Raw genomic sequence first — 14,926 nt, forward strand, 5'->3', positions numbered from 1 at the left:
GCGAACATTGCCTGCGGATCAGCTGACTGCATGACGTGCGCGGATGCGCCTGTGCGTTATCACGATGACAACGGCACTGAAACAACTCAGCGCAGATGCCGCCAGAAGTCCCAGTGGCTGTGGAAATACATCCATAAAGGATGACAGAAACTGACCTGAAAAAACCGCCATCGACAGAAATGCCAGCAGTCGCCCACGCTGTTGCGGGTGACTTTGTTCTACCGTCATAAAGTTAACCAGTGGAATGCTCAGGCCAAATCCGGCGCCGAGCAGAATTGCTGCTGCGACCAATGCGGCTAATGACTCTGCCGCGGCAAATGCCAGGTGTGCACAGGTGTACAGCACAAAGGCAGTGACCAGCGTCCGGTATTCGCCCAGTCCGCGCACCGCTTTGGGCATAAAGCCCGCCGCCACAACAGCGATCAGAGAGACAAAAGACAGCAGGTAACCGGTCTGAGCTTCGCTGAAGCCCAGTGCGTGTAACTTAAATGGCAGCAGAATAATGGCACTGAAAAACGCCACCATGGCCATCAGGGCAGAAAAATAAAGAAGGCGGATGGCGGCTGGAATGCGGATGCTGTCACTGTCAGCAGAACCGTGGTTGTGCGTCTGCGGATGCGGCACAAAGATAAGTACCATTATGAATAACAACCAGGCACTGAGGTACAGGGCAAACGGCCAGTACCAGCTGATGCCTGCCAGGATGCCGCCCAGGCTGAGCATAATGACACCGCCCAGTTCAATCGCCATGCCCTGGCGCGCCATCATGTTCATTCTGGCTTTGCCTTCGTAAAACACTGAGATCAGTCCCGTTCCTGAGGCCATTACCAGTGCCGTCGCACCGCCCAGTAACAGACGGTCAACAAAGATCAGCCAGCTGTCGGCTAAAAAAGCACCGCAAACACCAAATACACCGTAAGCAGCCAGGCCCGCCAGCAGAGATGTGTACATGTCGTAGCGGTGGATTATGTAGGCCGCCAGAGGGCCGAACAGTACGACGCCCAGGGAAGGCACGGTGACCAGCCAGCCCGCAGCCGCTTCCATGCCCAGTGCCGGGGCAATTATGGGCAGGCCCGGCACAATGACACAGCCAACCATGATGGTCAGGCAGGCTACGCACAGCAGAGTGATAGCCGTTGCTCTGGATGGCGTTGGCTCAGACATGGTGTTTTCCTCAAAATACTGAATTCTTTAAAATGGGATTTGCATCCCACATAGTAGGATTTGGTATTTTATATGAATGATTGTCGTTTGTGGCGGTTATTTGTTCTGTCTGCGGAAGACTTTGTTAATTGCCACGGAAATCAGGACAATAGCCACAGCGGGTGCAACCAGCACTACGACACAGACAAGCGTTAAGCGGTTTTTATTGGGAGGCCGGAGTGGGAAAGGAAGACAGTCATGGAATTCAGGTGATCGCCAAATCAGCTGCTGTGATGCGCGCACTTGAGCAGCACCCACAGGGGCTGACTCTCAACGAGCTTATTACTCACACCGGAATTCCGAAATCGACTTTGCACCGTCTCTGCTCGGCCTTGCAGGAAGAAGATCTGACCCTGTATCAGGATGGTGTCTGGCGTTTGGGTACAGGGCTTGTGCGGCTGGCTGCCAGCAGCCATGAGCGGGTGATTTCGCGCTTACGTCCGCTGCTGGAAAGACTGGCTTGGCGCACCCGCGAAACCGTGGATCTGTGTGTGTTTCGCGGCCAGCACGCGCTGTTGGTGGATCAGGTGATGTCGGATCAGGAATTGCGTGTGGTATCTCCTCTGGGGACAGCTTTTCCGTTGCATATGACGGCACACGGTAAGGCGATGCTGGCGACTCTGGATGACAATGCAGTAAAAGAACTGTTTCCGGAAGAAGCGCTGATCCGGCGAACTGATGCCTCCCATGAAAGCAGGACATCACTGCTGCAGGAGCTTGAGGTTATCCGCAGTCACGGGCTGGGTGTGGATCTGCAGGAGCACGCTGCTGGCGTATGTGCGCTGGGGGTTGCACTGAATACCGGGGGCAGGGAACTGTATGGTCTGGCGCTGGCGGTACCGGATCTGAGGTTTGAACGTGATCTGGAATCCCTGCGCAGCAGTCTGCTGCAGACCAGAGCGGAAATTGACGCCTTGTTTGGTGAAGCCCAGGACTGAGTATACGCAGCCTGGCAGCGGAATTAAGCGCTCAGGCTGACTACCTGGTTGCGGCCATTCAGTTTAGCGCTGTAAAGCGCCTCATCGGCGGTGTTCCACAGTGTGTTCAGATCCTGATCCATGGAGGTACAGGCGCCAATACTGATGGTCACCGACAGTATATCGCCGTCTTCCACATCAATTTTCAGGGCCGCAATGCGCTGACGCAGATTTTCCATCAGCGCCTGAACTTCAGCAGCAGAATGCGCCGGAATAAGAACAGAAAACTCTTCACCGCCGGTACGTGCCAGTAACAGCGGGGCCAGCTCTTCGTGCATGGTTCTGGCGACTGCCTGCAATACCAGATCACCGGCATGATGACCAAAATGATCGTTCACTTTCTTGAAGTGATCGATGTCCATGCTGACCATGGTCTTGCGCATTTGTGAGCGGGTTTTGTTAATCAACTCTTCCGCCTGGTGCATAAAGTAGCGGCGGTTGTAGAGGCCGGTGAGAAAGTCCTGCTCAGCCTGATTTTTCAGCTGCACATAGGCGTCGATCATCTGCGCATTGTTATTAATGCGGTAAATAAATTCCTGCAGATTAAAGGGTTTGTGCAGGAAATCATCAGCGCCACTGCGGATGAAGTCCATCGACAGTTGTGCGCTGCTGCGCGGCACCGCGGAAACACCGATAATCGACATCGGCCGGTCGGGAAATTTGTAGCGGATGGTCTGGATCAGCTCCAGGCCATTCATCCCCGGCAGCTGGTGATCGACCGTCATCAGGCGGATATCCGGGTCGCGTTGCAGAATGTCCAGTGCCTGCTCGGATGATTCAGCCTTAATCACTGAATAGCGGTTTAATTCCAGTACCGCTGCCATGCTTTCCATTTCCACCAATGAATCTTCCACGATCAGAATCTTCCGCTTTTGATTCAGCTGCAGTTGTTTCAGCAACCGGGTGGCGTAGGGATACCAGTAGCGTCCTTCTTTGTTTATGTAGTCAACAGCTCCTTCACGCAGCCACTGATCACGGGCGCTGGTGTCTTCACTGCCGGTGAGAATAACCGTGGCTATGCCGGCGGTAAGCAGATCTTTTGTGGCTTCGCCATTCAGGGCATCAGGCAGATGAATGTCCGCCAGCGCGGCTGCCACGGGTTCGTCCTGCTGAAGTTCTGATTTCAGCTGTTCCCGTGAATTCACCACCGTCAGTGTGTCAACGCCTTCGGGGTTGAACAGGTGACGGATAATGCGGATGACCAGTGGGTCATTTTCGACAAGCAGAAATTTAGCCATAAGACGCGTTTAAATGGGTTTAATGCGAGTATAGACCCAACAGTCATTTATGCAGGCGAAATACAGGGTTAACCACTGAAGTCGTATAGTCGTCAGTCTTCTGTATTATTAATCTGCTTATTATTGCGAATCAGTTCCGGTCGGCCCGATGACCGGGGCAGCGGAAATCACGACAACCAGACAGGACGCGCTATGACACAGAATCTCTATAACAATAATGAAAGTGGCATTTATCAGCTGGATGCAGACTACATTGCGCCAGGACTCGCGTCTGTGTACCTGATGCGTCAAAAAGATCGCCTGGCCATTATTGAAACCGGTACTGCCAATACCGTGGCGACCATTATGCAGGCGATTGAGCAGCAGGGTCTCACAGCAGAGGCTGTCGACTGGATCATTCTGACGCATATTCATCTGGACCACGCTGCCGGTGCCGGAGCGCTGATGCAGAAATGTCCGAACGCAAAACTGGTTGTGCATCCGCGCGGTGTCCGGCACATGGTTGATCCGGCAAAACTGGAGGCGGGAACCAAAGCTGTGTACGGCGAAGAAAAATACCAGCAGCTGTATGGCAGTCTGATTCCGGTCGCTGAAGACAGGGTTATGGCCGCGACCGATGAAATGACATTGGATTTCCATGGCCGCACGCTGACCTTTTACGATACGCCAGGACATGCAATGCACCACGTATGCATTCACGATTCACTCAGTAACGGTGTCTTTACCGGAGATACCTGTGGCCTGTCGTATCGCCAGTTCGATGGTGACGATGGCTCCATTCTGCTGTTTGTCACCACCACTCCGGTGCATTTTGATCCACTGGCCATGCGCGCCAGTATCGAGCGCATAGCCGCTTTGAAACCGGCGGAACTGTTTCTTACGCATTACGGCAGTGTCGAGCCCAGTGCGGACAATATAGGGCAGTTGCTGGCATCACTGGATGCCCTGGTAGCTATTGCTGAGCAGTACCGCGAAGCGCCTGAAGGGCGTACAGAGCGTATGGCGCAGGACATCAGCGACTGGCTGTACGCGCGGATTCAGGAACGCAATCTGCCGTTGAGCGAAGACTTCTGCCGTCGCTGGCTGGCAACCGATGCCAATCTGAATGCTCAGGGGCTGGAGGTTTGGCTGAGCCACTGATTAGCTCAGCATCCCTCTGTGGCAGATTCTTCGCGTTATATTTGTCGGGTTTTGTAAATGCCGGGAACATTAATAGCGCAAAATTTTCTCTTTGCTGGTTGTGCTCTCTTTTATCTGGGCTTTCTTTTATCTGAAAAGAGGAGCTGAGCTCAATCAACTTATCCAGCACAAGTCCTGCAATCAGGTTCCTGCTGTAAGTGTAAATAAACCGGGAGAAGGTTATGAAATTCTGCAGATTAACCACGGTGGCACTGTTTACCATGGCCATGTCCGTCGCCAATGCCAATGCCGGGCAAGCTTTGTATGAAGAGCGCTACAGCGTTAATGAAGATAACAGCAGTGTTACGGAAATATCGTCACGGGAGGCTGAATCGCAGATCACCTCCCGTAACCGTTTGCACGTTATCCGGTGATTAATGTTCGCTTATCTGTCAGAAATTATCCCAGTAGGGCGGTTCGCCATAATAGCCATCGATAAAGTCGAGGAAGCAGCGCACTTTACTGGATAACAGGCGGCGGTGGGCGTACATAGCGTAAAGCCCGAGCGGTTCCGGTTCATACGCTGTCAGTACCGGTACCAGTTTGCCGGATTTAATGGCCGGGCCGGTAATAAAGGTTGGCTGAATCACAATACCGCTGCCGGCAATGGCGGCTTCGACCAGAACGTCGCCGTTATTGGCGATCATACTGGTATTGGTTGCCCGGCTGACCGTTGGCGCTGTGCTGTTGCCAGTGTTGGCAAAACTCATGTCGTCGGCCATGTAGCTGTAACGCAGATAGCGATGACAGCCGAGTTCGTCCGGATGCTGGGGCGTGCCGTTCTGCGCCAGATAATCAGGCGAAGCGCAGGTGACCAGCCGCACCGGCGCGATGCGTTTGGCGATAAAGGACGAACTCTTCAGATGGCCGATGCGCAGGGCAATATCAAAGCCTTCTTCAAGAATATCCACCTTGCGGTCGTTCAATTGCAGATCGACCACCACATCGGGATAGGCCTGCTGGAATTCGCTGACCAGACGCGGCAGATGCTGGATGGCAAAGGACACAGGCGCGGATATGCGCAATACCCCACGGGCGGCCCCCTGCAGATTATTCACCTCGTTTTCCATGTCATCGATATCCGCCAGAACCTGCTGAGCCCGTTGCAGGTAGGTTTCGCCGCCTTCGGTCAGACTGACCTTGCGCGTAGTGCGGTTCATCAGGCGGGTACCCAGGTGTTCCTCCAGCCAGGAGACATATTTGCTGACCAGCTGTGGTGATTGCTCAAGGCGCTCGGCGGCGCGGGAAAAGGAGCCTTCAGTGGCCACGGTCACAAAGGTTTTCATCGCCAGAATCCGGTCCATAGGTGCTCCTGCCTGCTGCGAATGGAGTGAAAAGGCGATTATCAATGAATTATTGCTAATTATGCAATGAAAAGCCTGTTTTTCTTCGTGATGGGGATAGCTAAAGTATACATCAAGCGCTGAGGCAAACAGGGCAACAGAGACAAACAACCCTCTGGCTGACCCATCCGATGCCTGATACGCATTAACAATACTATGGAGATACGACGATGAAAAAACTGATCAAAACCCTGACTTCTTCTAAAGCTGGCTTCGCTCCTCTGGTTCTGCGTGTACCGGTTGGTCTGACTCTGGCTGCTCACGGCTCACAAAAACTGTTCGGTATGTTCGGTGGCTACGGTCTGGAAGGCACCGGTCAATGGATGGCCAGCCTGGGTCTGGAACCTGGATACCTGATGGCCCTGCTGGCCGGTAGTGCAGAGTTCTTTGGTGGTCTGGCACTGGTGCTGGGTCTGCTGACCCGTCCTGCGGCTCTGGTTACTGCCTTCACTATGCTGGTGGCAATCTTCAGTACTCATATCAGCAACGGCCTGTTTATTTCTAACAATGGCTATGAATACGCTCTGGCGCTGCTGGCTGTGACTGTATCTCTGGCAATTCAGGGTGGTGGCCGCTTCGCAGTGGATAACGTGATTAACGCCCGTCTGCGCGGATAAGTCATAAATCGTTCGCCCGGGGTCAGGTTATTTACACCGGACCCCGCTAAATTATTTCAGTTATATCCTGTCTGAATCCGCAGTGCGGGCAGGGCAGTAAAGCAAGTTGCAGGAGAACCTTATGTTAGTTGATGGTAAATGGGATCAGGAATGGAAAGCCGTTCAGAGCAAAGATGAAGACGGCCGTTTTATTCGCCAGACTTCAACTTTCCGTCACTGGATTACTGCTGATGGCAGCGCCGGGGCAACTGGCGATGCTGGTTTTAAGGCAGAAAAAGGCCGTTACCACTTATACGTAGGTTATATCTGCCCATGGGCATCGCGTACCCTGATGGCGCGCGCATTAAAAGGTCTGGAAGATTACATTACCGTCAGCGTGGTGAACCCGGTACTGACCGAGCAGGGTTGGCAATTTGATGGTTTTCCCGGTGCGACGGCCGATGAGCTGCACGGTAAAACCTATATGCACGAGCTTTACAGTCATGCCGATCCTCACGTAAATGGCCGTGCGACTGTGCCGGTACTGTGGGATAAGAAAAACGATGTGCTGGTGAATAATGAATCCGCTGACATCGTGCGTATGTTTAATACCGCATTTAATCATCTGACCGGCAACACGCTGGATCTGTATCCTGACTCTCTGGCCAGTGCGATTGACGAACTGAACCCACGCATTTACAGCCAGCTGAATAATGGCGTCTATCAGGCCGGTTTTGCCAGCTCACAACAGGCCTATGAAGAAGCGTACAACAACGTTTTCACCATGCTCGATGAACTGGAAGAGCGTTTATCCGATGGTCGTGAGTTTCTGTTTGCAGAAGGATTCACGGAAACTGATATCCGTACCTTTGTAACACTGGTTCGTTTTGATTCGGCCTACCATGGTTTATTTAAAACCAACCGCAATATGCTGAAGCAGATGCCTTATCTGCACGCTTATATGAAACGTGTACTGGCGCTGCCAGGTATCGCAGCTACGGTAAAACTGGATCACATCAAAGCAGGTTATTACTCGATTAAAGATCTGAATCCATCCGGGATCGTACCGGTGGGTCCGTATGAAATCTGATCATCAGTAAACCATGTTTGTATAGCATCTACTCTTATCAGGCTCCCATGTCTCGGCGTGGTGGCCTTTCTTCATCTATATCAATTTTTAATTGTGTGTATTGTACTGGAATGACTCGGGAGTAATCGAATAAACCTTTTTATAGAGGTCTTCCCTGTATAACTCGCTCGCCGTATAGTTACCACTTATCCTTTAGAGTGGTAGATAGACTATGAGATTTCATAGCGGCGGACCTGCTATTCCCGATCAACTGCTACAGCATTGTGATGATGGACGTGTTGTATTCCTTTGTGGTGCAGGAGTTTCTAAACCTGCCGGTCTGCCTGACTTTAAAGAGTTAACAAGTCAGGTCATTGATTCTTTTAATCCGTCTCAAGACTCCAATATTCGGAAGGATTTTGAAAATAATCTGCCTTTGGATCAGGTTTTCCACTTTCTATATCAGGAATTTGTAAAGGAAGAGGTGGACGAAGTTGTAGCGGAACGCTTGCGTACGGCCCCTTCGATGCTGACATGCAGTAATCACCATGATTGGATTAAACGAATATCATCCAGTCAAGCCGGACATCCCCAGGTTGTTACCACAAACTTTGATGTGCTGTTTGAACTTAACGAGGACGGTAATGGACCAAAAATCCATATACCACCTGCATTGCCAGATTTGTCGCTTGGTTCCGGTATCGAAGGTATTACCTACCTTCATGGTCGGTTAGCAGATATAGATGCAGAGAGTCATGGATATGTGTTAAGCAGCGCTGATTTTGGTCGTGCATATCTTTCGGAAGGGTGGGCAACAAAGTTCGTCAGAAATTTACTGAGGCATTACACTGTTGTCCTATTGGGCTACCGCGCAGAAGACCCGCCGGTTAAATATTTGCTTCAAGGTTTGAGTCGCGATAGCCAGCATGACCGTTCGCGCTTATATGCATTTAGCCGTGGCAGAGCAGAGGATGTTGAAGCTGAATGGCGGGATCGTGGTGTTACAGCTATTGCGTATAGCGAGCACGACGATTTATGGCAGACATTGAAGAGTTGGGCTGAACGAAAAGATCATCCGCGACAATGGCTGGAGTCTGTTATTGCTTCTGCAAACAAGGATCCGAAAAGCTTAGAGCCGTATGAGCGTGGACAAGTAGTGCATGCACTTCGTACTACTCGAGGAGCTAAGTTGTTTGCAAGTGCAAATCCGCCAGCCCATCCAGAGTGGATTTGTGTTTTTGATTCTCGTGTGCGGTCTGCCGAACCGAGTAAGAGTTATACCGAAGATAATGAAGTATTTTTCCCTAGTGATGCTTATGGATTGGATGATGATAAAGAGACCCTTTCTATCGAAGGGCAACGTAAAATCATAGCTGACGATAGCGTGTTGGTATGGCGTAATGGTGACGATAATCCAACCGAAGGACACTCATTAAGCCCAATGCAAGCTGCAGGGTTTGAGATTATTCCCGTTAGGTTGGGATACCTGGTGGATTGGATTGTTAACTCTATTCAAAGTCCGGTTATTGCATGGTGGATAGCTCGACAAAGTGGATTACATCCAAGGTTATTGCAGCAGCTAACTTTGAATTTTCAACGTGTAAATGATCTGCCGCCTAGGGCTACTCATATATGGAATTTGCTGCTTGAGCATCAAAAGCATGTTCAGAGCTTTTTTCATGATTTTGACTGGTATCTGCTTAAAGACAGAGTTTTAAAAGAAGGGTGGTCGCCTAGTGTTTTGCGATTTTTTCGTGAGGTGGCTACTCCTAGGATCGAAATTAGTCTGCCATTAGGTATAGCGAAATCCAAGCCGCCTGCGCTAACTTGGGATAACGTCAAGATATATGATATCGGGAATTTTGAAGTCAAATTTCTGGAAAGATATAAAGAGACTTTGGATGTCCCTGATGATGTAATTACTCAAGTCTTTCGTGTTATTGAAGATCAGTTTCTGCTCGCTTCAGGTTTGCTGAAGGATATTGAAAACCCTTACTTTTCCTCTCCTACCTTGTATCCAGGAAGGGAAATGGATGGGAGACCGCTTGGCGAGAAGATGTCGGAGGCAGTATTATTCTTTGTTCATTTATTTGATCTATTATCTGAAAAACAACCGAAAATAGCAGAAAGCGTTGCAAGTCAGTGGTCGGAAAGCGATGCATTTTTCTTCCGAAAATTTAAGCTCTATGCGCTTTCCAAAGAGCAAGTTTTTGAAGCTTCCACTGCTGCTGAAACTCTGCTGTCTTTTTCTCAAGAAGCGTTTTGGGATAGGTCTGTATCAAGAGAATTACTTTTTCTTCTCGTTGATCGTTGGTCGGAATTTTCAATGGATCATCGTCATCGGTTGATTGATAGGATCTTAGTTGGGCCGGATCGGGAAGCTCACTGGACTGAAGAAGTATATGCTAAGCGGCGATCAGAGTTGGCAGCTCGTTATGGAAGATATCTGGAGCTCAATGGATGTTCTGTTTCGGATGATCAGCATAATCATTTGAATTCTATTATCAAGAAAATCCCCCGTTGGAATGACTTATGGGTTCAGGGCGCTGTGAGTCTCAGTTGTTCCCGTACCTATTCTGTGCATGTTGATGAATCACCCGGAAGTTTGTTGAATGCTCCTGTGGATCAGGTTATTGAACAAGTCATGGAGGAGTTGCGCAGTGATGATCGCTCTGTAGAATATCGTCCATTTGTAGGGCTGATTAAGAATAGACCTTTAAAGGCTCTGAGGTCCTTGGTTCTTGAATCTAAAAAAAATAATTATCCTGCTCACTTGTGGAAGGATCTAATAGCTCATTTCCCAGTCAATGCTTCTGTAACTTTAAAGCTTAGTTTGGTAAATAGATTAATCAGTCTTCCTGATAATGTAGTTGTTGAATTGCGATATTCACTTGGAAATTGGATAAAAGGCAATCTGAACTCTATTCTTGAAATTGACGAAACTCTTGGTTGGAAGCTTTTTGATCGAATAGTGGGCTACTTTCTTGGTGCTGGTGAAGAGGCTACGGAGAGTTCATTGGGTGAAGCTAGGCGAGGTGGTAAGGCCCTTGTAGAATCTCGTAGAACTTATCACTATGCGATAAACAGCCCAATAGGTAATTGTGCTAATGCACTGATAAATTCCGTTCCGGAAGATATAAAGCCAGCTTTACCAAAAGGGGTTAAATCACGTATTGAACAATTAATGACTGCACCTGGTGAGGGGGCTGATCATGCAACGTCGATCTTTATGATGCAGTTAAACTGGCTTATGCATGTTGATCCTTTATGGGCATCAGAATCGCTGATCCCTATACTTAGCTTTGAACACTCGCTTGCTGAGCCAGCTTGGGATGGCTTTATACGAGCCGGTCAACGCCCAACCGACCAGGTCTTAACGGAAATAAGGCCACTATTGAATGATTTTGTACCATGGATGAATACATTGTATTGGGAGGACGACATGTATAAATATGCTATTCAATGGTTAGCACAAATGTATATGTTCTTACCAGAAGCAGATCCCAATCAATTGTCTGCCCCTGAAATGAGAAGCATACTAAGGTACTCTACGGCTGATGCTCGTAATGAATTTATCCTTTGGTTGGGGCAAGTCGCTCAAGTAGATGAAAATGGCTGGAATTTGTATGTAATTCCGTTCGTTAAGAATGTATGGCCCTTGGAATCGAAATATCGTACGTCTGCCTCTGTAAAGGCATGGATCAATTTGCTTGATGATACGGGTGAATCTTTTCCTGAGGTTTATGAAACGATAAAGAAATTCTTAAATCCAGTTGCTTACAGTGATTTTTGGCTTTACCGGTTTACTCACGATTTAAAAGATGAAGAGTGTTTAACTAAACGCTTTCCTGAATTGGTGCTGGATATGATGGATAGAGTCACCGGGACACAAATATCACCAGAGCTTAAAGCAATTATTGAAATTGTGATTGAAAGCGCCCCCGAGTTGGAAACAGATCGTCGATATCAGCGATTATTCGAACTGGTTGAAATGAATTGACGGCCAGACGCTGGTAAGAGCCACGGCGTGTTGCCGTGGCTCTGAGTTGTTACTTCTGACGCTGCGCTTCTTTAAACGCCAGCTTTTCTCCCCGGCGTTTGCGGATGGTTTCTTCCGTTTCAGAACCGATGTGCGCTTCACCGCGTTCACGGGCCAGTTCCATCTGTTGTTCACGGGAACGGAAGCGCTGGCGCTGTTCGTCGCTGTATTCGTCAAAACACTGGTGGCAGCTGACACCGGCTTCGTATTGCGGCCGTTCTTTATCGGCTTCTGTGATCGGACGGCGACAGGCATGGCACTGATCGTAAATGCCTTTTTCCAGACTGTGGTTTACCGCAACGCGGTTATCGAAGACAAAACATTCGCCTTCCCACATGGATTCTTCCTGCGGCACTTCTTCCAGATATTTGAGGATGCCACCTTCCAGGTGATAGACCTCATCAAATCCCTGTTCTTTCAGATAGGCGGTGGATTTTTCACAGCGGATACCACCGGTACAGAACATAGCGACTTTTTTATTTTTCGCCGGATCAAGATTGTCTTTCACATACTGCGGAAATTCGCGGAAGGTTTTGGTGCGTGGATCGAGGGCGCCTTTGAAGGTACCAATATCCACTTCATAGTCGTTACGGGTATCAACCAGCACCACATCCGGATCAGAAATTAACGCATTCCAGTCGGCGGGTTTTACGTAAGTACCTACCACGCGCTTCGGATCAATGCCTTCCACGCCCATGGTCACGATCTCTTTTTTCAGTTTGACCTTGGTGCGGTAGAAGGGGTTTTCCGCATCGTACGATTCTTTGTAGCTGATGTCGGCCAGACGCGGATCGTTTTTCAGGTAGTTGAGGAGGCCGTCTATGCCTTCGCGGGTAGCGGCTACAGTGCCGTTGATACCTTCGCTGGCGAGCAGCAGGGTGCCGCGCACATCCAGACGCTTCATTTCCTGATACAGTGGCTCGCGCAGGGCTTCAAAGTCGCTCAGGGTGACAAACTTGTACATCGCGCACACCACAATCGGGTGCGATTCAGAATATTGGGTCATAATTATCTCTCTGCTGGCCGGAGCGTAAATCCGGTGCATATTGAACATTGCTTGCTTCCGCAAGCCGGGTACTTCAGGTCCCGGTGCTTCAGAGCCTGGTGTTTGTGGGCTGATGCGTGAGTGGCAGATGCCTGACAGCCGGACTGGCGGAAGGGCGCTGATTATACAGGGCTTATCTGAGTAAAAAAGTCGGATATGACCATGAAGAGTGTAGGGAATAATATGTCGGATACTCCTTTTACCGAGCGCTTTCGCGAAGATAAAGACTACTTCTTTGACGAAGGCTGTTATATCAATGAGTTACTGAACACCGCAGCGGACCCTCAGCTGTCAGTTGCCCGGGCCCGGGTACTGCCAGGGGAAACCACCCGCTGGCATAAACTGCTGGGTACCACTGAACGTTATCTGATTGTTGCCGGCGTGGGGTCAGCTGAAGTGGGGGATGAGCCTGCGCTGGATCTGACCCGGGGCGATGTTCTGGTGATTCCGCCGGGTGTTCGCCAGCGCATTACCAACACCGGCAGCGAGGTACTGGAATTTCTTGCGCTGTGTACGCCGAGGTTTGAACCACAGGCGTATGTCGATCTGGAAAATGCAGAATAAATTCATAGCGTAATTTTTGTACCGCTATTTTTAAACCGGCGTCAAATGGGCGGAAAACCACCCATTTTTGTCTGTATTTCCCGTTATGTTAATTTTTGTGGTGAATTTATTTTTAATAAATCTGAGATCTTTACGGTTCAGACTCTGTCTCAGGTAAACACACTGTTGAATGAATGATTGTCAGTCCCTTTCTGCTATCGGTCTTACCATGGCTGGTGTAATCTAAGTGCAGAATTAAGCCGGAGAAAACTCATGCAAAAACGCACCAAAATCGTTGCCACGCTCGGACCTGCCAGCAGCAGCGATGAAGTTATCGAAAAACTGATCCTGGCCGGAGCGGATGTCTTCCGTCTCAACTTTTCTCACGGTGAGGCCGCAGATCACATTGAGCGTGCAGAAAAAGTTCGTCGTGCAGCAAAAAAACACGGTCGCTTTGTTGCGATCCTGGGTGACCTGCAGGGGCCTAAGATCCGTATTGCGCGTTTCAAAGAACAGAAAGTCCGTCTGGAAATCGGCCAGACCTTTACCCTGAATGCATCACTGGGTAACGAAGAGGGCGATGAACACCAGGTGGGTATCGACTATCAGCAACTGATCAACGATGGCAGCCCTGGCGATATCCTGTTGCTGGATGATGGCCGTATTGAGCTGGAAGTAACGGAAAAGCACGACGATCGTCTGGTGACTAAAGTGATCGTTGGCGGCTGGTTGTCGAACAACAAAGGCATTAACCGTCAGGGTGGTGGTCTGTCTGCGCGTGCACTGACCGACAAAGACAAAGAAGACATCAAACTGGCAGCCTCCATGAAAGTGGATTATCTGGCCGTGTCTTTCCCGCGTGACGCACACGATATGAATGAAGCCCGTGAGCTGCTGACCGCTGCCGGCGGTACGGCTGGTCTGGTTTCTAAAATTGAACGTGCAGAATGTGTGCAGGACGAGCAGACCCTAGACGATATTATTCTCGCCTCTGATGCTGTGATGGTTGCCCGTGGTGACCTGGCTGTTGAAATTGGTGATGCTGAGCTGGTGGGTGTGCAGAAGCGCATTATTGCCCGTTCCCGTCAGTTGAATAAGCCGGTGATTACCGCAACTCAGATGATGGAATCCATGATCGCTTCGCCAATGCCAACCCGCGCTGAGGTATCCGACGTGGCCAACGCGGTACTGGATTACACCGATGCCGTTATGCTGTCAGCTGAAACCGCAGCCGGCGATTACCCGGTCGAAACCGTTGAAGCCATGAGCCGCATTATTATTGGTGCGGAGCGCAACCCGCTGTCCAAGCGTTCCAAACACCGTCTGCATCAGGACTTCCATGACATGGATGAAACCATTGCACTGTCGGCTGTTTACGCTGCGAATCACATGGTGGGCTGTAAAGCGATTATCTCGCTGACAGAATCCGGTGCGACCCCGCGTCTGATGTCCCGTCTGCGTTCACATCTGCCGATCTACGCCTTTGCCCGTCGTGAAGATACACAGAACCGTGTTGCTCTGTATCGCGGCGTGCAGCCAGTGGATTTCCATGCGGATGAACTGGAACCGGATGCGATTAACCCGAAAGCTATCGACGTTCTGAAAGAGCGTGGTTGTCTTGAGTCCGGCGACATCGTGGTGATTACCCGTGGTGAATACCTGAATGCTCAGGGCGGCACCAACACCATGAAAAT

The 14,926-nt window shown here is 50.0% G+C and carries 12 protein-coding genes; 8 read left to right on the forward strand and 4 right to left on the reverse strand.

Annotation, left to right across the window (positions count from 1 at the left end):
- Positions 1–18: 18 nt before the first annotated feature.
- A complete protein-coding gene (locus B2Z72_RS16185; RefSeq protein WP_296985816.1) occupies positions 19–1,164 on the reverse strand; it encodes an MFS transporter in 1,146 nt (381 codons plus the stop codon).
- Positions 1,165–1,412: 248 nt separating this feature from the next.
- Here B2Z72_RS16185 and B2Z72_RS16190 point away from each other — a divergent pair, with 248 nt between their 5' ends.
- Positions 1,413–2,141 (forward strand): IclR family transcriptional regulator, encoded by a 729-nt coding sequence (locus B2Z72_RS16190; RefSeq protein WP_296985818.1) that lies wholly within the window; start codon positions 1,413–1,415, stop codon positions 2,139–2,141.
- A 23-nt stretch (positions 2,142–2,164) separates the two neighbouring features.
- On the opposite strand, the gene B2Z72_RS16195 is transcribed toward B2Z72_RS16190, so the two are convergent.
- Positions 2,165–3,418 (reverse strand): diguanylate cyclase, encoded by a 1,254-nt coding sequence (locus B2Z72_RS16195; protein WP_296985819.1) that lies wholly within the window; start codon positions 3,416–3,418, stop codon positions 2,165–2,167.
- Positions 3,419–3,610: 192 nt separating this feature from the next.
- Here B2Z72_RS16195 and B2Z72_RS16200 point away from each other — a divergent pair, with 192 nt between their 5' ends.
- Both B2Z72_RS16200 and B2Z72_RS16205 read left to right on the forward strand, forming a co-directional pair.
- Positions 3,611–4,558, forward strand: coding sequence for an MBL fold metallo-hydrolase (locus B2Z72_RS16200; RefSeq protein WP_296985823.1), 948 nt, complete (start codon positions 3,611–3,613; stop codon positions 4,556–4,558).
- Positions 4,559–4,779: 221 nt separating this feature from the next.
- Positions 4,780–4,971, forward strand: coding sequence for a hypothetical protein (locus tag B2Z72_RS16205; protein WP_296985824.1), 192 nt, complete (start codon positions 4,780–4,782; stop codon positions 4,969–4,971).
- An 18-nt stretch (positions 4,972–4,989) separates the two neighbouring features.
- Here the strand turns inward: B2Z72_RS16205 and B2Z72_RS16210 are convergent, their stop codons facing one another.
- Positions 4,990–5,901: a LysR family transcriptional regulator gene (locus B2Z72_RS16210; protein WP_296985827.1), complete on the reverse strand. Its 912-nt coding sequence runs from the start codon at positions 5,899–5,901 to the stop codon at positions 4,990–4,992.
- A 209-nt stretch (positions 5,902–6,110) separates the two neighbouring features.
- On the opposite strand from B2Z72_RS16210, the gene B2Z72_RS16215 reads away from it, so the two are divergent.
- The 3 genes from B2Z72_RS16215 to B2Z72_RS16225 all read left to right on the forward strand — a co-directional run bounded on the left by B2Z72_RS16215 (position 6,111) and on the right by B2Z72_RS16225 (position 11,605).
- Complete coding sequence (locus B2Z72_RS16215; RefSeq protein WP_296985829.1) at positions 6,111–6,557, forward strand: DoxX family protein; 447 nt, start codon at positions 6,111–6,113, stop codon at positions 6,555–6,557.
- A 121-nt stretch (positions 6,558–6,678) separates the two neighbouring features.
- Positions 6,679–7,626, forward strand: coding sequence for a glutathione S-transferase family protein (locus B2Z72_RS16220; RefSeq protein WP_296985832.1), 948 nt, complete (start codon positions 6,679–6,681; stop codon positions 7,624–7,626).
- A gap of 211 nt (positions 7,627–7,837) precedes the next feature.
- Entirely contained in the window at positions 7,838–11,605 is a 3,768-nt protein-coding gene (locus tag B2Z72_RS16225; RefSeq protein ID WP_296985835.1) for an SIR2 family protein, read from the forward strand.
- Between the two features lie 49 nt (positions 11,606–11,654).
- Here B2Z72_RS16225 and B2Z72_RS16230 read toward each other — a convergent pair whose 3' ends face one another.
- Positions 11,655–12,650, reverse strand: a complete 996-nt coding sequence (locus tag B2Z72_RS16230) for a rhodanese-related sulfurtransferase (RefSeq protein WP_296985837.1) — start codon at positions 12,648–12,650, stop codon at positions 11,655–11,657.
- Between the two features lie 222 nt (positions 12,651–12,872).
- On the opposite strand from B2Z72_RS16230, the gene B2Z72_RS16235 reads away from it, so the two are divergent.
- Together B2Z72_RS16235 and pyk are read left to right on the forward strand one after the other, a co-directional pair.
- Entirely contained in the window at positions 12,873–13,253 is a 381-nt protein-coding gene (locus B2Z72_RS16235) for a cupin domain-containing protein (protein WP_296985839.1), read from the forward strand.
- 252 nt (positions 13,254–13,505) lie between these two features.
- Positions 13,506–14,926 (forward strand): pyruvate kinase (gene pyk, locus B2Z72_RS16240; RefSeq protein ID WP_297005296.1); only part of this gene is annotated, 1,421 nt, incomplete at its 3' end.

Source organism: Thalassolituus sp. UBA6592 (genome assembly GCF_002433655.1).
Taxonomy (GTDB): domain Bacteria; phylum Pseudomonadota; class Gammaproteobacteria; order Pseudomonadales; family Oceanobacteraceae; genus Venatoribacter.

Excerpts from the sequence above, each read along its gene's own strand:
- B2Z72_RS16185 (WP_296985816.1), bottom strand. The coding sequence starts at position 1,164 with ATGTCTGAGCCAACGCCATCCAGAGCAACGGCTATCACTCTGCTGTGC.
- B2Z72_RS16195 (WP_296985819.1), bottom strand. The coding sequence starts at position 3,418 with ATGGCTAAATTTCTGCTTGTCGAAAATGACCCACTGGTCATCCGCATT.
- B2Z72_RS16200 (WP_296985823.1), top strand. The coding sequence starts at position 3,611 with ATGACACAGAATCTCTATAACAATAATGAAAGTGGCATTTATCAGCTG.
- B2Z72_RS16205 (WP_296985824.1), top strand. The coding sequence starts at position 4,780 with ATGAAATTCTGCAGATTAACCACGGTGGCACTGTTTACCATGGCCATG.
- B2Z72_RS16210 (WP_296985827.1), bottom strand. The coding sequence starts at position 5,901 with ATGGACCGGATTCTGGCGATGAAAACCTTTGTGACCGTGGCCACTGAA.
- B2Z72_RS16215 (WP_296985829.1), top strand. The coding sequence starts at position 6,111 with ATGAAAAAACTGATCAAAACCCTGACTTCTTCTAAAGCTGGCTTCGCT.
- B2Z72_RS16220 (WP_296985832.1), top strand. The coding sequence starts at position 6,679 with ATGTTAGTTGATGGTAAATGGGATCAGGAATGGAAAGCCGTTCAGAGC.
- B2Z72_RS16225 (WP_296985835.1), top strand. The coding sequence starts at position 7,838 with ATGAGATTTCATAGCGGCGGACCTGCTATTCCCGATCAACTGCTACAG.
- B2Z72_RS16230 (WP_296985837.1), bottom strand. The coding sequence starts at position 12,650 with ATGACCCAATATTCTGAATCGCACCCGATTGTGGTGTGCGCGATGTAC.
- B2Z72_RS16235 (WP_296985839.1), top strand. The coding sequence starts at position 12,873 with ATGTCGGATACTCCTTTTACCGAGCGCTTTCGCGAAGATAAAGACTAC.